Source organism: Azospirillum rugosum (assembly GCF_017876155.1).
Taxonomy (GTDB): Bacteria; Pseudomonadota; Alphaproteobacteria; order Azospirillales; family Azospirillaceae; genus Azospirillum; species Azospirillum rugosum.
On the sequence record NZ_JAGINP010000001.1, the window covers coordinates 470,646 to 490,986 of the forward strand.

Here is a 20,341-nt window from a genome sequence, read left to right on the forward strand (position 1 = left end):
CCGTTGGAGCCATTCGCACGCAAGCTATGGGGCGCCGCCAACGCACAAAGGCACAAAATGCGCCACGGCTTCGGGGGTGGCTGTACGAATTCGTTTTGGCGGGTTGGCGGGTGCTGCTACAGAAATAGCACATGAGACCGGCGGCACACCCGATGGTGGCCGCCGCTCATTAGCCACCGGTCGCAACGGTGGCGATATCACAACCCGAATGTGGAGCGAGTTTATGACCGGCGTGGGAATAACACCCTTTCTTTTCGAAGGCGAGAGCCTTGTGCGGGTCGTGGCCATTGATGGCTCGCCCTGGTTCGTAGCGGCAGAGGTATGCCGGGTGCTGGGCATCAAGAACCCTGCGGATGCGGTAAAGGGCTTGGACGATGATGAAAAGGGTATAGCTACTAGCGATACCCTTGGCGGTCGGCAGGAAATGGTCGTCGTCACGGAATCCGGCCTCTACGCCCTGATATTCCGTTCGCGGAAGCCAGCGGCACAGCGCTTCCGGAAGTGGGTCACGTCGGAAGTGCTGCCGACCATCCGCCGCACCGGCTCCTACAGCGTGACTCCGGCCGACGATCTGAAGGCCCAATTGGCTGCCCGGCGCATCAGCATCACCGAACGGAACAATGCCGTGCGGATGGTCGAGCAGATCAAGCGAACCTACGGGGCGCAGGCTGCGGCGGACAGCCTTCCGGGGATCTACGCCTCGGTGGGCGTGACTGTGAACCTATCGCGAGCGGTGGTGCAGCGGGAACTCCCGCTTCAGCAGCAACCGCCCGCCAACCAGGACCGCAAGAAGAGCGACGCCGCCTAAAGGCGATGGTGGCGCATCACTGCGCCACCTTCTTCCCCAGGTCCAGAACGTAGGGCCGATCCGGGCTTCCGACCTTTTTCACGGAGCCCGAGGAGAGCCACACTGTGTACTGCCCAGGCCCTGCATCCTCCAGCCTGGCAAAACGACGGAAATCTCTCGCCTTCAGAGGGTATCCGCCTGCGGTGATGGCCCCACTGAAGTCCTCATCAGTGAGTGCGCCGATCAGCTTCTCGAACTCGCTGTCCGTCATGTAAGGCTTGGGTGGAATGATCTTGGGGCTTCTCGCGATCCCCATATCTCCGAGGAATCCCCCAGGATTCCCCCATGATACTACGCCGCCCGACACATCGCGCAGAGCCTGCTGCATTCGGCCAGAGTCATAGGCCCCGCTGAAGTCCTTCGCCGCCACGGACAGGTCGGCATAGCGCGCCGTGGCGGCCCGTACAATGCCGTCACGGGACTTCGGCATAGTGTAGACGGCGGAGCCCAGGAAGTCGTTCGCCTCCTGCCGGATGTTCTTTTCCGGCGGGAGGATCTTCTTGTCGGCGTCGATGTAGGTTTGCCCACTGATGATCGAGGTGCCAAGCTCGGGGTTCTGGCGGTAGATCAGGCCGGCGCTCGCGAAGACCGGGTTGTCGGCGCCGACCTTCTCCAGCGTGGCGGTCAGGTGGTCGCCGTCGAGGGCGCGGGCCAGCGTGCCGACAAGCCCGGCGCGGGCCTTGGCGTCGCCCTGGTCCCATGCGGCCTTGAACGCGGGTAGTTCGTCCGGCCGGATCACCGATTGCGTGCCCACGCCGTAGTGCTCGCGGGTGACGACGGCGGAGCGTTGCCGGGCGGACAGGGCCTGAGCGGCGCCCGCCGGGTCGTTCCAGGGGATGGGCGGCAAGGCGGGGATGACGCCGCGTTCCACGGCGAGGCCCAGCGGGTCGCGCTTCAGGCCGTCGCGGGTGCTGTCCACCAGCTTGCGCAGGGCGATCAGCATCCCGCCATCTTCGGTGGACAGCCCTTGCGCGCGCTCCCGCTGGTCGAGGACATCGACGGCGGCTTGCTGCTGCTGCGGGGTGGCGCCGGACAGCTTCTCCACGGTGCTGGCCCGGTCAAGGCGCGTCGCGATGCGCTCCAGCAGCGGGTAATCCTTGGCGAGCGTCGCGCCCTTCAGGATCGTCTCGACCGCGGCGCGCGTGGGCTGGATGCCCTGGTTCAGCCCGGCCTCAACCTCCGACCACTGAGCGTGCGCCCGCTCGCCGGCCAGCTTGGCGACGCCGCTGAACAGCTTCGGGTCCAGGGCCGGGGCGGCGGACACCTTCTCCGCGGCCCAATCGCGGATATCCCCCGCCGTCATGTCCTTCAGGAAGGGGTTCGCCTTGATGACGTCGGCGCTGACCAGCATTTCCATGGGTCGATCATCCGGTGCCTTCAGCACCGTCGCCGCCCCGCCGCGCCCAAGGAAATGCGCAAGGTAGACGGCGCCGTCATCGGTGGGGAGCCCATCGGCCGCCAGCCCGGCGCGGTTATCTTCCGCGTGGGCCGTGACCATGCGGCGGGACAGCGCCTGATCAGAGCGCAGGCCGAGCAACTGCGCATCGGTCTTGCCGGCGGCAATCTCCGGCGCGTGCTTGCGCACCGTCTCCAGCCACGTGGAATCGATGAACTGACCAAGTCCGGCGGCGGAGCTGTTCGGGTTCTTCGCGTCCGCCCGCCCGCCGCTCTCCGCTCCGACGATTCGGTCGGCGAGGCTCAGGCCCATCGACGCGGTGATCTTGCCGGCGCGGTCCACCAGCTGATCGAGGGGAAGCCCACGCAGGTCCGCCAGCAGCCCGGCGCGGACGTGGGTGGCGCGTAGGGCGGCGGCGTCGCGGGCTCCTCCGGCCGCGGTCAGGCGCGTCGCCACCTCATCCACCGTCTCCGGCGGAATGTCCAGGCCAGCGGTCAGGCCGGTCGCGAGTTCGCGCGCGGCGGCGCGGGCGTCGTGCAGATCGGCCTTCCGCCCGCGCTCCAGTTGCGCGATGTGGGAATCGGCGCGGTTCTCCAGGGCGATGCGCTGGGCGGGCCGCAGCCGCAGTTCGGGGTTCAGCAGCTCCCGCCGAATCCATGAGCGGGTCGCGTCGGCGCCGCGCTCGGCATAGGTCGGGGTGATGAGGGCCATGGCGTGTTCGCCCGCCGCCCGGCCGTCCAGATCCTCCAGCGCGATCGCGGCCTCGTCCTCCGCCAGCAGGCCCGACGACACCGCGGCGGCCAGCTTCGTCTGGTGCTTGGTGCGGGCCTCCTGATATTCCGGCGTGCCGACGCGCCCGGCCATCGCCAGATTGATCACGTCGTCGCCGGACTGCTTCAGCAGCGCCGTCGTGGACTGCCGGGCCAGCCGCTCGTCGCGGGAGTGCTTGGCGTTCAGGACGACGCCAAAGCCGCGGTTCCCTTCCTCCTGCAGCATGAGGTCGATCTGCTGCGCATAGGGCGCCGGAGCGCCCTTGATGACGCCCTTGCGGTAGCCGTCCCATTCGTTGCGGAAGGCGTCGGGGTTCTCCCGGTGCTTGTCCTGAAGCTCCAGCAGCTTCGTCCGCGCCTCGACCTCGGCGTTGCCGAGGAAGGTGACGAGTTGGCGCTTTTGCTCCTGCAGGCCGAATTTCGTCGCCATGTCGGTGATCTGGTTGCCGACATTGGCAACCGTTCCCCAAAGGTCCATCGTCATGGTCATGCCTTCGTGGTAGAGGAGGGATCGGAGTAGATCTTTGCCACGGCGCCGACCCCCTGCAACGCCGACCCGAACGCGCCAATGCCGCCAGCCATCAGGCTGTCGGTGCGGCGGCGGGAGGCTTCGGCGGAGACCAGAGCGGACTGCTGTCCGTACAGGCGATTGATCGCCGCCTCGCGAGCGAGGTCGCCGGCCTCAACGCCCATCCGCCAGATCGACAGCTCGTTGCCGTAGCGCTCCTGATCGAGCGTCGCGATCTTCCTCACGGTGTCCACCATCAGCGCGCCGCGCTGCGCCTCCGCCTGGGCAGCGCCGGTCATCGCGGCGGACGACTTGGCGGCATAGCCGGCCTCCTCCAGCCCGATCTGCGCCCGCCCCTCGCGGTTCACACGGTTGGCGAGGGCCATGGCGGAGGGACCGACGGACGAGCCATGGCCGGCACGCTGAGCGGCCAGCGTCGCCAGCCCGGAACGCAGCTGGGCGCTGTGCTGCGCCATGGCGGCCTGCCCTTCGGTCTGCGTGCGCTTGGCCTCCGCCTGGAGCGCGTCCCGGCGGTCAGCAAGTTGCCGGCCCTCCAGCGCGGCGCCGGAGCGGATGGCGACCTCTTCCAAATCGAAGAGGCCGCGCCTCGCCATGCCCTGCTGTTGCTGGGAAAGCGCAAGCGGGACCTGCGAACGCTCGATCTGGTCGGCCTTCTCGTTGGCCTGTATCTGCGCGATCTGGGCCTGCCGCGCTTCGAGGCCCGCCTGGCGCGACGCGGCCTTGCCCTGCTGGACGGTGCCATAGGCCGAGACGGCGGCGCCAGCGACGGCGGCCCCGGCGGAAACTGCCCCCAATCCCATGTCATGCCTCCGTCAAATTGATGCGGAACAGCTGGCCAAAATCTTCACCGCCCAGGCGGTGGTACAGCGGGGCCATGCGCGGTCCATCGCCCCGCACCCCGGCCCGCGCGAACACTTCGCCGACGCCGCGTTGCCGCAGCGCCTCCAGGGCGGCGCGTTGCAGGCGGATGCCCAGCCCGCGGAAGGCCGGATCGGCGTAGAAGGTCGCGTGTTGCGCCGACAGCACGTCTGGGGATTCCAGCGAAGGGGAAATCACCGACATGAGGTAGCCGAACATCCGGCCGTTGCAGCGGGCCGTCATGATCTGCATGGCGCCAAGATCGTCCAAGGCGCGGAGAAGCGGGATGTTCTTGCGTTGCCAATCGCCGGGGGCCTCGCCGACCGCGACCAAGTGATCGTTGAAAAGCCGTTCGGCGTCGCGCAGCCACACGTCGAACGGCTCCGCCTGGATCGTCACGCCGTCGAGGTCGCCGGGCTCATCGCGGGCCATCAGCGCCAGCGTCTGGTGCTTGGCGATGGCCGTCAGCTTGTCCAACTGCGGCGCGTGGGCATGGCAATACCGGACGATCGCGCGCATGTCGCATTGGACGTTGACCGGCGCCCACGCCCCCCACCACTCCGGATCGTGTCGGTAGGGCAAGCAGTGCTCGAAGACCGCGGCGCAGGCGTCCTCTCGCTCCAGATCCTCGAAGCGCACCGACAGCGCGTCGGGGACCCGGCGGCTGATCTGCTCCAGCTTGCGGTCCAGGCGGTGCATGAGGCGTTCCACCGCCGGACGGTCGGGGAATAGCCCAAGCCGCATCAGGCTGTCGGCGGACGCCATCGGGTCGCGCCGCACGACGACCACCCGCAGGTCGGGCCGGAGATGCCGCGCCAGCCGCCACCATGGCGCCGCCGCCGTCTCCGCCGTGCCCGTGCAGGGCTGGGCCAGCCAGGACCGGACGTCGTCGAGGCTGCGGGCGTGGCGCAGTTCCTCATGGCCGCAGACCCAATCCCCGTAGGTCAGGAAGCGCGACAGCCAGGCCGTGCGGGACCTGGGCAAGCCGAAGATGACGAAGGGAGGGGACATCAGGCGGACACCTCCATGGACAGCCCCAGCACCGTCACGGGGAGTGGTTCGGGAGCATGGATCGTGATGGTCGGGCGGCGGGCGCGGCCCAGCAGCCGGAACTCCTGCGGGCCACTGCGCAGCGGCGGGGCTTGCGACAGTTCGTCGGTCACGACGTACGCAGCGAGGGTCTGCCCAGACACGGACAGGCGGTGGCTGCCCAGCAGCTCCACCCACACGCGGCAGATGCGCATGGTGTCGTGAATGATGGCGCCGGAACGCCCCTGGATCACGGGCGGCAGCGTCTCGATGAGCCACGGGAAATCCAGGCCGACGTCGTACGGGCCATCCGCGGCCGGGTCGGGCTGGGGCAGGCCGCCCAGGGCGTAGCGGCCGGCGATGACCTGCACGCCATCCCCGGTGCCGTAGCGGGCGGTTGCGGCGGACAGGTCGGCGTAGGTCGTCGCCGCGTCCAACGACAGCGCGGGGTCCACCTTTTCCAGCAGGATCTTCACCGCCCCATTGGCCGTGCGCTGCGTCACCAGGAAGAGTTCGTCGCCAAGGGCCGCGACGGAGCGGACGGTGCCGGCGATGGTCCATGGGACGAAGCTGCGGACCTGCTGGCTCTCCAGCAGCTGCATGCAAGCCATGGTGCCGTCGCCATTCACGAAGAAGCCGTAGGTCTCCACGCCACCGTACCAGCCGGTGGTGAACGCGGCGTCGGTCGGGCTCTTGATCGTGTGGGAGGCCAGCAGAGAGGTCGGCGTGCCCGTCCACTGCGCCGTCGTGTCGCCGGTCGGCGAGAGCTTCACGATGGTGGAGCCCGTCACCAGGATCACGCCGTTGTCGAAGGGTTCGGCGCGGCAGCTGCTGACCGGCCACGGCGAGCCGAAGGGCAACAGGCCGAAGTTCGCCGGGGTGAAGGGGCGGCTGGCCGACTCCGCGTTGTAGTAGCAGCCGCGGTCGGTCAGGACCAGCAGCTGTTCGCCGCTGACCACCTGCACGATCCGCTGAGCGGCCGCATCGCCGATCAGGTCGAGCACCGCGTCGGTGTCGATGGCGTCGCCGACGTCGAAGTCGTAGAGGGAATCGGTGCGGGAGGCGCACACGATGTTCGGCACGGCGCGACCGCCGGCCAGGATCAGGCGATTGCGATGCAACCCCACCGCCGCCGGGTAGCCGTGCACCGGCCCGTAGAGCTGCTCGTCCCAATTGCGGCTGGCGGCCGGGGGGACCTCGGCAACCGCCGTGACCTTCGCGCGGCTTTCCGGTCCCGTGACAAATTCACCGACCTTGAAGCCGCCGACCCGCTCCTCGACCACGATGCGCAGCAAGGTGCCGGAGGATATGCCGACGACTTCGCCGCGGGCTCCCGTCTCGTCACCCTCGACCACCTGCCCGACCTGCCAGCCGGCCGCGTTGTCCACGGTCACGTCCTGGGAGGGAGGCAGTTCGTCGATCACGGTGCCGAACGCGGTCACGCTGTTGTACACGCTCGTGATGACGATCTCGCGGCCGGCGTAGCGGAAGCGGCAGCCGACGTGCTCGACGCGGAACCAATCGGTGTTCGTCCGCAACTCGATGGCCCCTGACCGCCCCGACGGCTGGAGCGCGACGGAATCCGGGGCCAGCTTGAAATACGGCTGGTGGATTCGTCCGCCGGCGCCGGCGGGCTGAGCGAACGCCAATGCCTGGCGCGACCAGGACGTCTCACCAGTGCGCGCGATCCGCTGCGGGGGAAGGTCGGGATGCGCCAAGAACAGCGTGTTGGCGCTCTGGAACCACGTCGCGGCCCGCGCCTGGGCCAGCGTCCAAGGGCACCCGACCAGCGATCCGGCGGGGGTGCCGTCGTCGCGAAAGGCGTCCATGCGGCCATGCGACAGCGCCACCACGTACTTCTTGCTCTCGTCCACGGTCCAGGGGATCAACCGGGCATCGGCCGGAAGTTCGGCCAGCCACCGCGTCCCCTCGCGGCGGCGCGCCCCGCCCCCGACCAGCAGCCGGCAGTTCGTGAGCCGGCGGGCGCCGGCCGCGTACTGCTGCACGTCGTGGCGCATGGCGAGCGCGGGGTCCAGTTCCCCGGCGGCGAAGCTGGTCTGAATGATGGTCGTGCTAGCCACGGCGAGCCGCCTTGATCGGGTGGGTAAACGGATTCGTCGGCGTGGCGCCCTGCGCCGACCGGAGCGACGCGCGGCGGCCCTTGATGTCCGCCATCCTCGCCGCCTGCGCCCCTTCCTGGAACTTGTCGCCGAGAGCCGGCAGCAGGACGGCGCACAGGCGCAAGATCACGAACTCGCGGAACTGCGGCGGCCATGCCGCCGTGTCCGGTCGGGATAGGATGGTGGCGATCACCTCCGCGTCCGGATCGGCGTTGCACAGCAGCTTGTCGGCGGCGCGCTCGTGCTCGATCGGCGCGCCGGAGACGGTGACGCCCTCCACCTCCAGCGCGTCCGCTGGGCACTGGTACACCGCCGTCCACGGGGCCGGCGCAGCGCCGGACAGGCGATTCAGCGCTCGGACGGACCGGGCGAATTTCCAGCGCGATTCCGACAGGCAGTCGGAGACGACCTGTTCGTAGTTCTGCGCCAGGATGACGCCCTCGGTGGTGCCGTCATCGAAGGATGCGATGGTCTGCGTGCCGCAGCGCGTCAGCGCGGCGTTGCAGAGGTCCAGATCGGATGCGGGGATGTTGCTCATGCCGGGAGGGTGCGGCGTCAAGCGTCCGGCGCCCAACGCACGAAATGAAGAAGGGCGCCCCCGGCGGAGGGGCGCCCTTCACTCCAACGGCCACTGGAGGCGGTAGGGCCGTCAGGTCTTGTCGGTCTTGGTCGCGGGCTTCGGCTGCTGAACCGGAGCGGCGGGCGGCTTCTCCTCCGCCTTCGGCGCGACCGCAGCGGAAAGCCGGGCCTCCAGCTCGGCGACGCGAGCCCGCGCCTGTGCGGCGGCTTCGTCGGCGGCGTCGCGCTCCTCCTTCACGATGGTCAGCGCCTGCTCCAGATCGTCGATGCGGGCGAGCGCGGCCTTGTGCACCTCCTCCGGCACCGTGACCGGGGCGGGCTGCGCGGCTTTGTCGCCCGACACTTCCGGGCTCCAGCCGACCGGCTCCATCCACGACGCGGCGAGTTCTTTCGCGGAGGACAACTCGAACCGTTCGCCCGGCTTCCGGTGGCGGTCGGCGTAGTGGCCCGGGTTCCGGGCGATGACCATCAGCTTCTGCGACATGGCGCCCTCCTTACCGCGGCAGATAGACCGGGATCACATCCACCTTGCCGGCGGCGGCGGCGTCCGTGGTGGTGATCACCGCCTTGACGTACTTCTTGACCGTGCTGGGCAGGGCGAAGCGGCCAAGCTCCGTGTCGGCGGCCAGGGCGCCGTTGCCGCCGGCCGCCGTCAGGGTGTAGACGGTGCCCAGGTCGGTCCAGCTGCTGCCGTTGTCGGAGTGCTGGAGCTTGATCGTCAGCGCCTTGGTGTCGGCGATGGTGACCGCCGTGTTGACGCGGGCCAGGGCCTCGACGGCGCCGTTGATGCCCGACAGCTCGATCCCGCCGCCGTTGCCGTCCGCCGAGGTGTTCTGCGGCAGCGTCTGCGCCTTGGCGAAGTTCTGCCCGTGGATGTCCACGTAGTGCTTGCGCCCGTCGATCTTGTACATGGTCGGCTCCCTTAGGACAGGACGACGCGGCCTTCGGTGCCGTCGTACAGGTTGTAGCTGGTCAGGAGCGGAACGCCGTCCCAGGCGTCGACCTGCCGGGTGATGTTCTTGTCCTCCGGCCGCATCTGGATGCGCTCCTTCTTGAAGGCGCGTCCCATCCAGTTCTTCACGCGCTGGTGCATCAGCAGCATGGTCCGCCCGGAACCGGTGGCCCGCACGTCGGCCAGCAGGTCGTCGATCTGCGAATCCGTCGGCACCTTGTTGGCGGCGAAGTCGATGTTGAGGATCGTGCCGACGTTGCGGACGCCGGTCAGCTGGAAGCCCAGGTCGGACTTCATGCGCACGCCGTAGCCCAGCACGCCGCCGCCGATGTCGTACAGGTTCCCGCCGTTGATCGGCGTGGTGTCGAACATCGTGCCATTGCCGAACCCCTTGGGGTTGTACAGGCCCGAGCACACGCCTTCCTCGAAGCGGACGGCGATGATGCTGTAGTTGGTCGAGCCGGTGCCGCCCGCGTCGTAGACGGTCTTGGTCGTGGCGCCGGAGCGGAACTGGTCGATGGCGTACTGGCGCAGGTTGTCGTAGACGATGACGCGCTCGGTGTTCATGCCGGTGTTCTTCAGGACCGGGCCGGAGCGGTCGGCGAAGTACTTCTCCTTGCCGCCGTACTGGCGGGCCTTGTCCTCCGCGACGGTCATCTGGCCACCCATCTTCGCCAGATCGAAGCGGATCAGCTTCGTGTTCGAGTTGACGGCGGGCAGCGGCGCGTCCATCGCGACGAAGCCCATCGCGTCGGCGTTGGTCAGCTCCTCGGCGACGTGCCACATGTCGTGGGTGGACGCCGAGAACGGAACGAGGTCCAGGATCGGAGTCTCTTCCGTCAGGTGGTCGATCTGCTTGGGCTGCTTCTTGCTGTACTCAAGCGCGATCGTGCGCAGGGTTTCGAGAGACATGAAGAGGCTCCGTTAATTCTTGAACAGCGACTTGAAATAGGCTTCTTCCGACATGGCCTCGCCGCCCCCGCCGGTCGCAGAGGGAATGCCGGCGTTCGCCCGCGCAATCAGCGCCTCGACGGCCTGGAAGAGTCCGGCGTCGACCGGCAGCCGCTGCGCCAGCACGGCGTGATGGTCCGGCAGGTTCGCCTTGATCCAGCCGTCCATGGCCGAGAAGCGGGCGTCCCGGTTGGGGCCGAGCTTCGCCTGCTCCGCGGCGATGTCGGCGATCACCTGACGATGCTCCTGCGCCTGGGAATCGACATAGGCGGCCAGCAGCTTCGACATGGCGGCCTGCGGCAGGCCGAACTCATGGGCGATGGCGCGCACCGACTGACCCAGCGGCGTGTCCTGCGGCTCGAAGGTCAGGCCATCGGGCAGCGCGAAGTCGGCGGGAAGCTCCATCTTGTAGCCGTCGGGGGCTTCCGGCACTCCGGCCCGGCGCGCCTGGTCGTCCGCGACCAGCTTGGCGAGGCCATCGACGTTCAGGGCGGCCTTCTCGGCGTCCCAGAACGCCTCGAGCCCGGCCGGAGCGGCGGGCGGCGCGGCGACGGGGGCCGGGGGCGGCGGATCACCGGCCGGAGGCGTGGGGGCCGCGGGCTGATCACCGGCCGGCGGGACGGCGGCGGGAGCGTCGCCCTCCCCCTCCGGGGCGAAGGCGACGGTCACGAAGCCGGGACGGCGGAGGCCGCCGACGTTGGCGAACGAGCAGCGCGGGCCGTCAATCGGTCCCGGCCAAGCCGGCGCGGAGGTCTGAGAGATCGGTGCGGGTTCCATCGGCGGTCCACGTTTCAAGTGCGTGGACAAGCTGCCGCTGGCCTTCGATGTGGAACAACGCACTGACCGTTGCATCCGGCCCGAGCACGCGATCCTTGGTCCGGCGACGCAGCGCGGCCAGCAGTTCGCGGCCCTGGCCGGTGCCGAACACGGCGGCGCACAGGCGGGCCATTTCGGCGTTGGCGCGGGCTTCCGCTGCCGCGCGCCGTTCTTCCTCGGAGGGGGAGCCCCGCCGCGCCCTGGTGGCCTTCTCCCGATCTTCCCAACTCATTGCTGCGGCTCCACCGGCGGCGCCTGAAGCGCCTGTTGCTGGGCGATGATCCGCTGCACCTCGTCTTGGCTGCGGACGAGCTTGGCCGGGATGTCGTAGAGCTGGGCGCGGTGGCGCAACGCCTCCTCCATGTTGATCCACATCGACGTGGCTTCCGGCCCGACAACCTGCGAGGTGGTGACCAGGAACTGGTCGACGCGCTGGGCCTCGGACTGCTGCATGGCTTTCAGGAGCGGCGACTGCGCACGGAGCTTCACCGGCTGCCCCTTGAACCGCACCTGCGGCGGGAGCTTGCCGCGGGCGCGCAGCAGGAAGGCGAAGCGCAGGAACAGCGGGCGCAGCAGCTCCGTCACCAGCCGGCCGACCGGGGCGCCCATGCGCTTGGCTTTCGCCGACGCCTGCTCCTGCCATTGGGTCGCGGTCGGAGGGGTCAGGCCGTTCTGGCGCGGCGCGTCCTGGAACAGGGCGTCGCGAATGCGCGAGCGCAAATCCTGCAGGCTGAACTGCGACACGTCGAAGTTGGCGCCGGACACGATGGGCCGGATTTCGGACCCCTGCGCCATGGGAATCCACGTGCCTGGGGCGATTCCGCCCGACACGTCGATCACGCCGTCGTCGGGGTAGGAGGTCACCGGCTGGAGCGCGTAATCCAGCGCCTCCAGCATGCGCTCGGTGACGTAGTTCGCCGTCTTGACCTCGGGCAGCACCGACATCAGCGGGCCGTGACCCCATGCCGTCTTCGGGTCGGTGTCCCAGCGCGCGACGATGATCGGGCAGGCGCCCTCCCCGACCAGCTCCCGCTGCACGAGCACCTTTCCGCCGCAGAGGACGGCATACTTCCACACCTCGTCATCCCGGCGCGTCAGGTCGCGGTACAGGCCGTCGGTCACCTCGACTTCGGCGTCGCCGGTCTTGGGAAGGCTACCGGTCGCGGCGTCGGGCCAGAGGATCGGCACCTCGTCCGCGCGGAGCTTGAACTTCCGCCACCGGCCGTCGACACGACCGTAAGGGCCGCGGTCGATCAGCAGGTCGGACACGCTGATGGCCTCGACGTGCAGCGGTTCCGTCGGATCGATGTCCTGCACCAGCAGCGCCATCGTGCCGACGGCGAGGTCGGCGTACGCGACCTGGAGCGCTTCGTAGAGGTTGGACGCGGCCATGGCCTCGAAGACCGCGTTCTCGATCTCTTCCAGCGGGCCTTCCAGCTCCCGCAAGGCCGCGTCGCCCAGGCCCTGGTCGGGCTCAAGCCGCATCCAGGTAGCCGACGGCGGGGTGAAGGTCGAGAGCAGATCGCCGGAGAAGTCCTTCACCGAAACGACGGCGGTGCCGTCGAAGACGTCGTCTTGCGCGGTCGGGTCGTCCTGGTGCTGGTCGGTCAGGTGGCGCCAGGGCATGGCGAGGCGGTAGCAGTCGTCCAGGCGCCCGCGGCGGCGATGCTTGTCCTGGTCCGCGCGGGCGATCCGGCGTGTCAGGTCGCGCGGAGCAGAGGGCGGGATGGCGTTGGACATCAGCCAGCCCCCACGGTGGTGCCGGGCGCGCCGATGTTGCCCAGCAGTCCACGCGCTCCGTCACCGCGGGCGCGGCGGCGGCGGGTCTCTTCGGCGAGGAGGCCCTGCTTTTCGCGCGCCGCCAGGGCGTCCGCGCGCTCCTTCTCACGAGCCGCCAGGGCGTCGGAGCGTTCCTTCTCGCGGGTGGCGAGTTCATCGGCCGCCTTCTGCGCGGCCTGCGCGGCGGCCTTGGCCTCGTCCAGTTCGCGCTGACGGCGCGCCTCCGCTTCCGTGTCAATGGCCGGCGGCGGCGGGGTTGGCGCCGGCGGCGGCGGGGCTGCCACCGGCGCGGGAGCGGGGGATTTCGGCTTCATGAAGCCCATGGGAATCCTCGAATGCTGGCATGGCGCCCATGGCGAGAAGCTGCCGATGCAAGCCGGACGGGGACAACGCACCCCGGATTCCCAGCAGCGAGGCCACCGCGCCGACGCAGCCGCCAACGAAGGGCTGGCACCTGCGCCGAGAGCGCGGGGCAAAGCGCAGGACCCGCCCGGCAGAGGCCTCGATCAGTTCAGCCAGCTTGCCCCCGGCCGCGTCCTGGTGGAGGAGCAGGATCGTCGTCCCCGTCGCGCGTGGGTCGAAGATCACCCACCGTTCGGCCTCGACGTCATAGCCGGCGGCCAGCACGTGCCGGAACCCGGGCCGGGTCCAGATGTCCCACCACGCGAACCGCTCGCCGTCGGCGAAGAAGACGAGCCATTCCCTCACCATCGGCGTGGCTTCCCGACCGGCTTGGCGAAGGGGCGGTAGGCGGTGCGGGTGTTGACGGGCTTCTTCGGCTCGGCAGAGCCGGTCAGCAGGGCCCGCCCGGCGCCGCCGCCGATCAGCAGGTACTGGCCAGCGTCGTTCACGTGGCTGTGCTCGTCCTTCACCGGCTGGTCGGTGTAGCGGTCGGCGCCGGAAATCTTCATTTTCCGGTACCGATAGCCCCATTCCATCGAGGCGGCATAGCGGGGGCACGTCGGGGAAATCAGGAAGGCCGGGTAGCCGTTGACCAGGCGGTTCAGTTCCGCCTCGACCGCCTCCTTCCGAACCGTCGTGTCGTTCGACGGCGCCGGCTGGATCGGCAGGCCGCAGGCGCGGAAGATCATGAACGGGCTGCGCTCGTCCGACTGCGCCCGCTGGTCGCCGGCCGGATCGCCGAACAGGCTGAACTTGAAGCCCGGGAAGCGGCTGGCCAGCTCCGCCTTGAGCAGCGGGGCGAAGGTCACGGCGCCCATGCCGGCGTCGTCCTCCGCCACCAGCTCGTGCAGGATCAGCCACCGGCCCATGACGTGCTGCCCGAACACCGCGGCCGGTGTCAGGCCGAAGTCAACCCCCACCAGGATGGGGTGCCCTTCGATCGGCTGGAGCGGCTGCTTGGCGATGTGCAGGTCGGGCCGGAACATGGGGAACACCGGCTTGCCGGAGCGGGACCGGCCCAGCTTGTTGCACAGCGCGATCCGCACGTCGTGGATCGTCTGCCCGCGCGCCGCCTCCATGTAGAAATTCGGTCCGCCCAGCAGCCACTTCGTGTTCTCGGCCTTCGGGTTCGGCTCGAAGCGTACGTGGTTGCCCGCGTCGTCGGTGACCTCGATCAGCCCTCCCGGCTGGTTCCAGAATTCCCAGCCCTCCGGCTTCTCCAGCTCCTTCCGCTCGTCCTCCGACAGCTTGGACGGCATGGGCACGTCGCCGCGCATGATGGGGATCCAGTGGTCGTCCGCCGGCGCGTTCGTGTCCAGGATCATGATCGGGTAGGTCGCCGCGCCGTCCTTCACCGCCGGGTAGCGGCCGCGCCGGCGCCACAGGCCGCCGATGACACGGCGGGGCAGTTCGCGCGCCTCGTTGACCCAGATGGACGTGAACTCCAGCGACAGCACCTTCTTCAGCGCCGCCTCGTCGTCCAGGGCCACGAACCACACGTCGCACTCGACGTCGCCGGCCCTGATCTTGTGCATGAACGGCGCCGTCTCCAGGAACTGGCCGTAGGTCTCCGGCGGGAACAGGGCCTTCCAGGTCTGGACCGTCGTCAGCTTCAGGTCGTTGAACGTGTTGCGCACCACCAGCATGCGCGTCCGCCGGATGCCGTCCTTCTGCGGCGCCTGCACGATCGCCGACATCCACAGCTTCATCGCGCTCGCCGTCGACTTGCCGCTGCCCTCCGGCCCCTGGATGCACAGCAGCAGCGCCGTCCGGTTCAGCAGGAACTGGCGCAGCGTCTCGCCGTCCGGCTTGTAGACGCTCGCCCCGCCCTGGATCGCTTGCTGAACGTCGGTCATGGCGTCACCGTCGGAAAGATTGTTGCGGGTTCATGGGATAGGGCAAAATCGTGGGGGGATGGCCCGCAGGGAGAAAGGCGCGCGGTTTTTGCCCCTCCCCCCGCCCGGCGCGGGCCGGCGCGCGAGGCCCCCGGGGTGGGGGTCGGGCGGCCCGGCTGGAGGCGACGGGCGAGGGCGGGCGGTAGGAACGAGGCGCGGACGGCGTTCCTGTGCGTCTCGGCCCGTGCTTTCCATAATGGCACTTGTGGAACTTTCGCCGTTCCAGATTGCCGTTGCGCATCAACGGCTTGGCCGAGACGTCCGAGATTATTCGAAGCGGACTTCATTCCGCCACTACATCTGGTGTGCCGTCCTGCCCGATCGCCGGCTGATCGGCCCTGACTGCCGTCCCATCGAGGACAGGCGTCACATCGGCCGGCGCGCTCAGGTCGATGACCCAGCCGACCGCCACGTTGGCGTTCACGTTGGCGTTCACGTCGATCCGGTCGCCGTAGACCTTGGGCTTGCGCTTGGCCGCCAGCCACTTCAGCGCGTCGATGGCCGTGCGCCCGGCCTGTGCGTCCAGCTTGCCGTCCAGCACCTTCTTCGCCGCGTCGGCCACCTGATCCGCGTAGCTGTCGCCCTGCATCTCGCGTGCGCGCGCGTACTCGTTAGCGAGCGACGCATCACCTCTGATCCACTCGTAGACCGTCGGCTTGCTGGGCGTGTCCGGGAGGGCGCAGAAGGCGTCGAGGGAGCCGCCGTCGGTGATGTGCTGGAGGAGGCGCTCCCAGGCCTCGGCGCGACGCTCTGGGGTCCAGACGCGCGGACGCTTCGGCGCGGCGTGGTCGGGCAGGTCGATGCGGTCGGGCTGGGGCGTGGCGTCGGTCATGCCGCGGAGAGTAGCGGCGGGCTAGCGGGGTTCGTAACGCACCGCGAGGCTATGTGGGGAGGGACGCGCGCGAGGCTTGCGCACATCGCGAAAGGGCTGTCAAGAGACTTGCAATCCGTCCAGGGTTTCCAACGGGTCCAGCGAGGGCCAACCGGCTGTTGGTGCAGAGGGGGTGCGTTAACAGCCGGTTCGGGGAGGGGCTACGGTGCCCCCATGACCGGCGACGAATTCCGATCCTGGCGCGAGCGCCACCGCATGACACAGCACCAGACCGGCGCGCTCCATTGCGTTGACGAGCGGGTCATTCGCCGCTGGGAGGCCGCCGGCCCGTCAGACGCCCCCATGGACCCGCGCTCCATCCTGCTGTGCGCCGCGTGGGATTGGCTGCTGCCCGATCGCCGCAAGCAGCTGCTGAAGCTGGCGCAGCGTCAGAAATGATCCTGCCCGGCCTCGACGTGCTGGGCACCAACCGGGCGGAGGCGGTCAAGGTGCTCTGCCAGCTCGCCGGCCGCGGTGTGGGGCTGGAGGTGCTCGACGGCGGCGTGTCGGCGGCGCCGGATCAGGCCGGGGCGGTGTTCGCCTTGGTGGAGGCACTCGACCAGGCGGAACGCCGCTGGAACCGCGCGCAGTGGGAACCGGGCTTGCTGGCGGCCAGAAAGCGGGCCAAGGGCGGCGGGAGGAAGCCCAAGCTCCGGGGCACCAAGAAGACCGCCACCAGGACGCTCTACTTCGACCTGACGTACCCGATTGAGCAGGTCGAGGAGTTCTCCGGGTGCTCCCGCACGACCCTATGGCGGGAGCATGGTCCGCGCACGAGGCAGCCGGGGGAATCGCTGGCCGACTTCGTCGCACGGCGGGATGGCAAGGCGACGTGGAAGCCAAAGCGCCGGCCGCGGGCGAAGGGCTAATCAGGCCGGGCGCTCGGTCGCCTTTAGCCTGACCCCTGGCCCACCGTGTTCGTCAGCGTCGATGAAGATCACGCGGGCGCGAAGGAAGTCCTCCAGCGCCTTCATGCTGTGCGTCTTCATGTTCGGAATTTCGTGTCCTGCCGCCTCTGCGCGCTGGACCGTCGCCATTCCCACATTGGTCGCCTCCCCGAGCGCCTTCGCGCTCAGGTCCAACAACTCGCGGCCTTTCTTGATCTGCCAGCCCGTCAACATGGCGCGATCATGCACCGCCGATGCTGGAATCGCCAAGCCCGATGCGCCGGAGGCGCTTTGTGATGTAATTTGCATCATGACTGTTGCATGTTACACGTCCCGTGCTATTGTATCAATCATCAATGATGGAGGTTATCATGGGGTACGGGGCCAACAGCCTGAACTTTGATGCTCTGCGCGGCGCCAACGTCGCGCGCCTGCCCACGTTCAAGAACGCCAAGGGCGAGCCCGCCCACAGCGAGCCGGACGGTTCCGACTGGGCGCTGTCGGCCTGGGCCAACGCGGTGACCGGCGAGCTGGGCGAGGCCGCCAACCTGATCAAGAAGATCGAGCGCGGCGACCTGACGCTGGACGAGGCCCGCCCGGCGTTGGCGAAGGAACTTGCCGACGTCCAGACCTACCTCGACATCCTGGCGTTCCGGGCCGGCGTGAACCTCGGGCAGGCGACCATCGACAAGTTCAACGAGGTCAGCGTGCGCGTGGGGAGCCCCGTCCGTCTCGACGCCGACGACTGGCGCTATGCGACGGCGCCGACGCCGGCCACCGCCGCCTGACCAGGCGCGCCCCGTCGCCATCGCGGCGGGGCGCCTCACCAACGAGGGATCGCGCCGTGACCAAGCACGCCTGTCCAGTCTGCGGCGATCCGCGCGCCTATCCGATCTGGATCGACGCCGAGCCGCCGGCCGGCTGCCCGCATGACGAGACGTGGATGGATGGCAAGCCTCGCGCGGTCAACTCCGTCACCGAGTGCAGCTACCAGATGCGGCGGGCGGCCCAGCGCGCGGAAATGCGCCGGCTGTGCCCCGACGCTTTCGACGACGCCGGCAACGCCAAGCCCGGCCAATTCGCCCGTGCCCTGGAGGTGTGGGCGAAGGCCAATCCGGGCGCGGCTCTGATCATCTAACCACCCCACAAACGAGCCAAAAGGAACCCGGCCATGCTGGAGCGCGACGAAAAGGGCATCCTGCACGTAGTGGCCCTGTCCGGCGGAAAGGACAGCACCGCGCTCGCTCTGCGGCTGGCCGAGATGGAGCCACGCCAGTACAACTACGTCTGCACGCCCACCGGCGATGAACTCCCCGAGATGTTCGCCCACTGGCGCCGCATCGGCGAAATCCTCGGGCGGCGCATCCTGCCGATCATGGCGCACACCGGGCTGTCGGGGATTGTCCGCGAGGAACGGATGATCCCCAACCACAGCGCCCGCTTCTGCACCCGCAAGCTGAAGATCGAGCCGTATCAGGCATGGCTTCGCGCGCAGGTGCAGCACGGCCCCGTGATTTCCTATGTGGGCCTTCGCGCTGACGAGCCGGGCCGGGCTGGCGGGGCCTACGACATCGCCGAGGTCGCTGTCCGGTTTCCGATGCGGGAATGGGGTTGGGGTGTCGCCGATGTGCTGTCCTACCTTGAGCAGCGGGACGTGAGCATTCCGGAGCGCACCGACTGCGCCCGCTGCTACGAACAGCAGCTCATCGAATGGTGGCTGCTGTGGAAGCAGCACCCGGACATCTTCGCCGATGCTGAACAACAGGAGGCCGAAGTGTCGGCGATGGTCGGCAAGCCCGTGAGTTGGCGCAGCCCGTCGCGCGACGCTTGGCCGGCCCAGCTCAAGGATCTGCGCGTCGAGTTCGAGCGCGGCCGCATCCCGCGCGACACGAAGCGCGTGCAGCGCCAGCGAGACCTATTCCGCGGCGGCCAGTGCCGCGTCTGCTCGATGTGAGGACAATATGGCCTGCTCCCTGTGCAAGCATTTCGCCCGTTGGGCGCCGACCGCCGCTATGCGGCACCCCCAGTACGGCGACTGTACCGACCCGGAACAGTGGGGCGAGGGTGGCACGCGCCTCGTCCGCGACTGTGAGACATGCGACCGGTTCGTTCGCGCCGAAAGCGACAACGCTGCCGCCTGAGGGCGGCTCAACAACGAGCCCACAGGAGCCGCCATGTACGACGGGAATTACCGAGCCGCGCTCGACTTGAAGCTCGAAGTGATCGAGCAGGCCCGCGACATGCTGGCGGCCTCGGCGGCATCGGTCGAAGTGGAAAGCGACCACTGGATTGGTGGCGCCGACGATCAATCGGAAGATTACTGCTACGACTGCGCCAGCGACGCCGTTGCTCGGCAGACCGTAGAGTCCCAGCCGGGAGCCGAACTCTTCGTGGACGGTGGATGGCGCAGCACGAGTGATGCGCCGAAAGCGTGCGTATGCTGTGGCGTGCGGCTCAACTACGCCCCAACCGAATACTGCACCGATGAGGAAATCGGGCATTTCCTCGATTACTGGAACGATGACATCTCCCCCGGAGAAGCTCTGGACTTGGTCAATATCTTCGATGCGGTCGACACGAACCCGCTCGAACACCAGGACTGGTACCAAAAGGACCGCCTCGCTGACGCTGTAAGACGGGTGGAGGAGGCGTTCATCCTTGCCGAGCGCGTCATCTCCGCCGTCGTTTTCTGCACCAGCCAAACCACCCCATAAACGAGCAGCTCCGCGACCGTGAGGCCGCAACCTACTGGCAGTCCATCGCGGATATCGCCCGCTCCCGTCTCCACCCGGCCGCCCTGGCGGCCTAAGAACGCGTCTTCACCACCAGCCCACAGGAGCAAGCCATGCCCGACCGCTACGAAGAGATCCTGGACGACGACGGGGCCCCCACCGGCTACCACCGCGATACGGAGACCGGTGAAGTCGTCACGCTTGAGGATGAATACGACGCCGCGGACGACGAATGCTGATCCATGCCGCCCCGCTGTGTCACGGCGGGGCGGCTCACCAACGAGCCGATCATGAGCACGACAGACTTCACCATCAAGGCTGGCTCCGTGCCGGCCTGTCCGAAATGCGGCAACCAGCAGCACTTTCGCGCCCACAGCGAACGGGTGGCGGAGGACTGCTGCGAGGTGTGGGTGACGTGCCGCTGCGGTCACGACCTCACGCAAGACGATAACAGCGAGCGGATGGAGGATGTGTGGGGCGCCCTGGATCGCGAGACGATCATCAACGCGATGCGCTGCACCTGGATCAGCCTCCTTCCGGCCACCACCACCGCCCCCGCCGGGGCTTAGAGACGAGCAAGAGCGCGACCATGGGAAACTGGTCAGGCAAACACTGCATCATGAGCAGCGCCGCAAAGGAGATGCGGGCGTTCGACGGCCTACCGCCCGAGGTCCGCGCCTCCCTCAACGCCTCCGTCTGCTGCTGGTCAGCGGCCGAATTTGCCCGTTGGCTCCGCGACGGCATACCGATCCGCACCATCCTCGCCACGATCGAGGACGGCGACCAGGCCGAGCGGCACCGGCACCGCAAAGACAATGAGCGGATGACCATCCGCGTCCACCATCGCCCGCTGGCCGAGGCCGCGCCGGCACCGACACAACAGCGCCTCCTCTGAGGCGCAGAAACGAGGGAATGAAGGCCGCTCCAC

Annotated in this window: 26 protein-coding genes; 10 read left to right on the forward strand and 16 right to left on the reverse strand. The window is 68.6% G+C overall.

What is annotated here, in order from left to right:
• Positions 1–223: 223 nt before the first annotated feature.
• On the forward strand, positions 224–808 hold the full coding sequence (locus J2851_RS02230) for a BRO-N domain-containing protein (RefSeq protein WP_209763126.1): 585 nt from the start codon (positions 224–226) through the stop codon (positions 806–808).
• A gap of 16 nt (positions 809–824) precedes the next feature.
• Here J2851_RS02230 and J2851_RS02235 read toward each other — a convergent pair whose 3' ends face one another.
• From J2851_RS02235 to J2851_RS02305, 15 genes are all read right to left on the reverse strand, one after another.
• A complete protein-coding gene (locus J2851_RS02235; RefSeq protein WP_209763128.1) occupies positions 825–3,497 on the reverse strand; it encodes a lysozyme family protein in 2,673 nt (890 codons plus the stop codon).
• Positions 3,498–3,499: 2 nt separating this feature from the next.
• On the reverse strand, positions 3,500–4,342 hold the full coding sequence (locus tag J2851_RS02240) for a hypothetical protein (protein ID WP_209763130.1): 843 nt from the start codon (positions 4,340–4,342) through the stop codon (positions 3,500–3,502).
• A gap of 1 nt (position 4,343) precedes the next feature.
• The gene (locus tag J2851_RS02245; RefSeq protein ID WP_209763132.1) at positions 4,344–5,411 is read right to left on the reverse strand and encodes a GNAT family N-acetyltransferase; all 1,068 of its coding nucleotides are present in this window, start codon (positions 5,409–5,411) and stop codon (positions 4,344–4,346) included.
• Positions 5,411–7,510, reverse strand: coding sequence for a phage tail protein (locus J2851_RS02250; protein ID WP_209763134.1), 2,100 nt, complete (start codon positions 7,508–7,510; stop codon positions 5,411–5,413). Before J2851_RS02250 ends, J2851_RS02245 begins: the two co-directional genes overlap by 1 nt.
• Positions 7,503–8,087, reverse strand: coding sequence for a phage connector family protein (locus J2851_RS02255; protein ID WP_209763136.1), 585 nt, complete (start codon positions 8,085–8,087; stop codon positions 7,503–7,505). The genes J2851_RS02250 and J2851_RS02255 overlap by 8 nt, the downstream gene beginning before the upstream one ends.
• A gap of 111 nt (positions 8,088–8,198) precedes the next feature.
• Positions 8,199–8,612: a hypothetical protein gene (locus tag J2851_RS02260; RefSeq protein WP_209763138.1), complete on the reverse strand. Its 414-nt coding sequence runs from the start codon at positions 8,610–8,612 to the stop codon at positions 8,199–8,201.
• Between the two features lie 10 nt (positions 8,613–8,622).
• Positions 8,623–9,039: a hypothetical protein gene (locus J2851_RS02265; RefSeq protein WP_209763140.1), complete on the reverse strand. Its 417-nt coding sequence runs from the start codon at positions 9,037–9,039 to the stop codon at positions 8,623–8,625.
• Between the two features lie 11 nt (positions 9,040–9,050).
• Positions 9,051–9,992: a major capsid protein gene (locus tag J2851_RS02270; RefSeq protein WP_209763142.1), complete on the reverse strand. Its 942-nt coding sequence runs from the start codon at positions 9,990–9,992 to the stop codon at positions 9,051–9,053.
• A 12-nt stretch (positions 9,993–10,004) separates the two neighbouring features.
• The gene (locus J2851_RS02275; RefSeq protein ID WP_209763144.1) at positions 10,005–10,808 is read right to left on the reverse strand and encodes a hypothetical protein; all 804 of its coding nucleotides are present in this window, start codon (positions 10,806–10,808) and stop codon (positions 10,005–10,007) included.
• Positions 10,753–11,079, reverse strand: a complete 327-nt coding sequence (locus J2851_RS02280) for a Bbp19 family protein (protein WP_209763146.1) — start codon at positions 11,077–11,079, stop codon at positions 10,753–10,755. Before J2851_RS02280 ends, J2851_RS02275 begins: the two co-directional genes overlap by 56 nt.
• Positions 11,076–12,587, reverse strand: a complete 1,512-nt coding sequence (locus J2851_RS02285) for a portal protein (RefSeq protein ID WP_209763148.1) — start codon at positions 12,585–12,587, stop codon at positions 11,076–11,078. Before J2851_RS02285 ends, J2851_RS02280 begins: the two co-directional genes overlap by 4 nt.
• Positions 12,587–12,949, reverse strand: a complete 363-nt coding sequence (locus tag J2851_RS02290) for a hypothetical protein (protein ID WP_209763151.1) — start codon at positions 12,947–12,949, stop codon at positions 12,587–12,589. The genes J2851_RS02285 and J2851_RS02290 overlap by 1 nt, the downstream gene beginning before the upstream one ends.
• Positions 12,861–13,337, reverse strand: coding sequence for a hypothetical protein (locus J2851_RS02295; protein WP_209763152.1), 477 nt, complete (start codon positions 13,335–13,337; stop codon positions 12,861–12,863). The genes J2851_RS02290 and J2851_RS02295 overlap by 89 nt, the downstream gene beginning before the upstream one ends.
• The gene (locus tag J2851_RS02300) at positions 13,331–14,884 is read right to left on the reverse strand and encodes a hypothetical protein (RefSeq protein ID WP_209763154.1); all 1,554 of its coding nucleotides are present in this window, start codon (positions 14,882–14,884) and stop codon (positions 13,331–13,333) included. The genes J2851_RS02295 and J2851_RS02300 overlap by 7 nt, the downstream gene beginning before the upstream one ends.
• Positions 14,885–15,206: 322 nt before the next feature.
• A complete protein-coding gene (locus J2851_RS02305) occupies positions 15,207–15,755 on the reverse strand; it encodes a terminase small subunit-like protein (protein ID WP_209763157.1) in 549 nt (182 codons plus the stop codon).
• 213 nt (positions 15,756–15,968) lie between these two features.
• On the opposite strand from J2851_RS02305, the gene J2851_RS02310 reads away from it, so the two are divergent.
• Positions 15,969–16,193 (forward strand): helix-turn-helix domain-containing protein, encoded by a 225-nt coding sequence (locus tag J2851_RS02310; RefSeq protein ID WP_209763159.1) that lies wholly within the window; start codon positions 15,969–15,971, stop codon positions 16,191–16,193.
• Positions 16,190–16,663 (forward strand): recombinase family protein, encoded by a 474-nt coding sequence (locus J2851_RS02315; RefSeq protein ID WP_209763161.1) that lies wholly within the window; start codon positions 16,190–16,192, stop codon positions 16,661–16,663. The genes J2851_RS02310 and J2851_RS02315 overlap by 4 nt, the downstream gene beginning before the upstream one ends.
• Here the strand turns inward: J2851_RS02315 and J2851_RS02320 are convergent, their stop codons facing one another.
• Positions 16,664–16,993: a helix-turn-helix domain-containing protein gene (locus J2851_RS02320; RefSeq protein ID WP_209763163.1), complete on the reverse strand. Its 330-nt coding sequence runs from the start codon at positions 16,991–16,993 to the stop codon at positions 16,664–16,666. It lies immediately after the preceding gene.
• A gap of 59 nt (positions 16,994–17,052) precedes the next feature.
• On the opposite strand from J2851_RS02320, the gene J2851_RS02325 reads away from it, so the two are divergent.
• The 7 genes from J2851_RS02325 to J2851_RS02350 all read left to right on the forward strand — a co-directional run bounded on the left by J2851_RS02325 (position 17,053) and on the right by J2851_RS02350 (position 20,308).
• On the forward strand, positions 17,053–17,469 hold the full coding sequence (locus tag J2851_RS02325) for a MazG-like family protein (protein WP_209763165.1): 417 nt from the start codon (positions 17,053–17,055) through the stop codon (positions 17,467–17,469).
• 56 nt (positions 17,470–17,525) lie between these two features.
• Positions 17,526–17,819, forward strand: coding sequence for a hypothetical protein (locus tag J2851_RS02330; RefSeq protein ID WP_209763166.1), 294 nt, complete (start codon positions 17,526–17,528; stop codon positions 17,817–17,819).
• A gap of 33 nt (positions 17,820–17,852) precedes the next feature.
• Positions 17,853–18,635, forward strand: coding sequence for an adenine nucleotide alpha hydrolase family protein (locus J2851_RS02335; RefSeq protein WP_209763168.1), 783 nt, complete (start codon positions 17,853–17,855; stop codon positions 18,633–18,635).
• Between the two features lie 220 nt (positions 18,636–18,855).
• The gene (locus J2851_RS02340; RefSeq protein WP_209763170.1) at positions 18,856–19,395 is read left to right on the forward strand and encodes a hypothetical protein; all 540 of its coding nucleotides are present in this window, start codon (positions 18,856–18,858) and stop codon (positions 19,393–19,395) included.
• A gap of 131 nt (positions 19,396–19,526) precedes the next feature.
• On the forward strand, positions 19,527–19,652 hold the full coding sequence (locus J2851_RS36215; protein WP_281415957.1) for a hypothetical protein: 126 nt from the start codon (positions 19,527–19,529) through the stop codon (positions 19,650–19,652).
• 51 nt (positions 19,653–19,703) lie between these two features.
• Positions 19,704–19,982 carry a hypothetical protein gene (locus J2851_RS02345; RefSeq protein ID WP_209763171.1) on the forward strand — a complete coding sequence of 93 codons (279 nt, stop codon included), beginning with the start codon at positions 19,704–19,706 and terminating at the stop codon, positions 19,980–19,982.
• A 50-nt stretch (positions 19,983–20,032) separates the two neighbouring features.
• Positions 20,033–20,308, forward strand: coding sequence for a DUF6525 family protein (locus J2851_RS02350; protein ID WP_209763173.1), 276 nt, complete (start codon positions 20,033–20,035; stop codon positions 20,306–20,308).
• Positions 20,309–20,341 lie beyond the last annotated feature (33 nt).

Excerpts from the sequence above, each read along its gene's own strand:
- J2851_RS02230 (WP_209763126.1), top strand. The coding sequence starts at position 224 with ATGACCGGCGTGGGAATAACACCCTTTCTTTTCGAAGGCGAGAGCCTT.
- J2851_RS02235 (WP_209763128.1), bottom strand. The coding sequence starts at position 3,497 with ATGACGATGGACCTTTGGGGAACGGTTGCCAATGTCGGCAACCAGATC.
- J2851_RS02240 (WP_209763130.1), bottom strand. The coding sequence starts at position 4,342 with ATGGGATTGGGGGCAGTTTCCGCCGGGGCCGCCGTCGCTGGCGCCGCC.
- J2851_RS02245 (WP_209763132.1), bottom strand. The coding sequence starts at position 5,411 with ATGTCCCCTCCCTTCGTCATCTTCGGCTTGCCCAGGTCCCGCACGGCC.
- J2851_RS02255 (WP_209763136.1), bottom strand. The coding sequence starts at position 8,087 with ATGAGCAACATCCCCGCATCCGATCTGGACCTCTGCAACGCCGCGCTG.
- J2851_RS02260 (WP_209763138.1), bottom strand. The coding sequence starts at position 8,612 with ATGTCGCAGAAGCTGATGGTCATCGCCCGGAACCCGGGCCACTACGCC.
- J2851_RS02265 (WP_209763140.1), bottom strand. The coding sequence starts at position 9,039 with ATGTACAAGATCGACGGGCGCAAGCACTACGTGGACATCCACGGGCAG.
- J2851_RS02270 (WP_209763142.1), bottom strand. The coding sequence starts at position 9,992 with ATGTCTCTCGAAACCCTGCGCACGATCGCGCTTGAGTACAGCAAGAAG.
- J2851_RS02275 (WP_209763144.1), bottom strand. The coding sequence starts at position 10,808 with ATGGAACCCGCACCGATCTCTCAGACCTCCGCGCCGGCTTGGCCGGGA.
- J2851_RS02280 (WP_209763146.1), bottom strand. The coding sequence starts at position 11,079 with ATGAGTTGGGAAGATCGGGAGAAGGCCACCAGGGCGCGGCGGGGCTCC.
- J2851_RS02285 (WP_209763148.1), bottom strand. The coding sequence starts at position 12,587 with ATGTCCAACGCCATCCCGCCCTCTGCTCCGCGCGACCTGACACGCCGG.
- J2851_RS02290 (WP_209763151.1), bottom strand. The coding sequence starts at position 12,949 with ATGGGCTTCATGAAGCCGAAATCCCCCGCTCCCGCGCCGGTGGCAGCC.
- J2851_RS02295 (WP_209763152.1), bottom strand. The coding sequence starts at position 13,337 with ATGGTGAGGGAATGGCTCGTCTTCTTCGCCGACGGCGAGCGGTTCGCG.
- J2851_RS02300 (WP_209763154.1), bottom strand. The coding sequence starts at position 14,884 with ATGACCGACGTTCAGCAAGCGATCCAGGGCGGGGCGAGCGTCTACAAG.
- J2851_RS02305 (WP_209763157.1), bottom strand. The coding sequence starts at position 15,755 with ATGACCGACGCCACGCCCCAGCCCGACCGCATCGACCTGCCCGACCAC.
- J2851_RS02310 (WP_209763159.1), top strand. The coding sequence starts at position 15,969 with ATGACCGGCGACGAATTCCGATCCTGGCGCGAGCGCCACCGCATGACA.
- J2851_RS02315 (WP_209763161.1), top strand. The coding sequence starts at position 16,190 with ATGATCCTGCCCGGCCTCGACGTGCTGGGCACCAACCGGGCGGAGGCG.
- J2851_RS02320 (WP_209763163.1), bottom strand. The coding sequence starts at position 16,993 with ATGATGCAAATTACATCACAAAGCGCCTCCGGCGCATCGGGCTTGGCG.
- J2851_RS02325 (WP_209763165.1), top strand. The coding sequence starts at position 17,053 with ATGGGGTACGGGGCCAACAGCCTGAACTTTGATGCTCTGCGCGGCGCC.
- J2851_RS02335 (WP_209763168.1), top strand. The coding sequence starts at position 17,853 with ATGCTGGAGCGCGACGAAAAGGGCATCCTGCACGTAGTGGCCCTGTCC.
- J2851_RS02340 (WP_209763170.1), top strand. The coding sequence starts at position 18,856 with ATGTACGACGGGAATTACCGAGCCGCGCTCGACTTGAAGCTCGAAGTG.
- J2851_RS36215 (WP_281415957.1), top strand. The coding sequence starts at position 19,527 with ATGCCCGACCGCTACGAAGAGATCCTGGACGACGACGGGGCCCCCACC.
- J2851_RS02345 (WP_209763171.1), top strand. The coding sequence starts at position 19,704 with ATGAGCACGACAGACTTCACCATCAAGGCTGGCTCCGTGCCGGCCTGT.
- J2851_RS02350 (WP_209763173.1), top strand. The coding sequence starts at position 20,033 with ATGAGCAGCGCCGCAAAGGAGATGCGGGCGTTCGACGGCCTACCGCCC.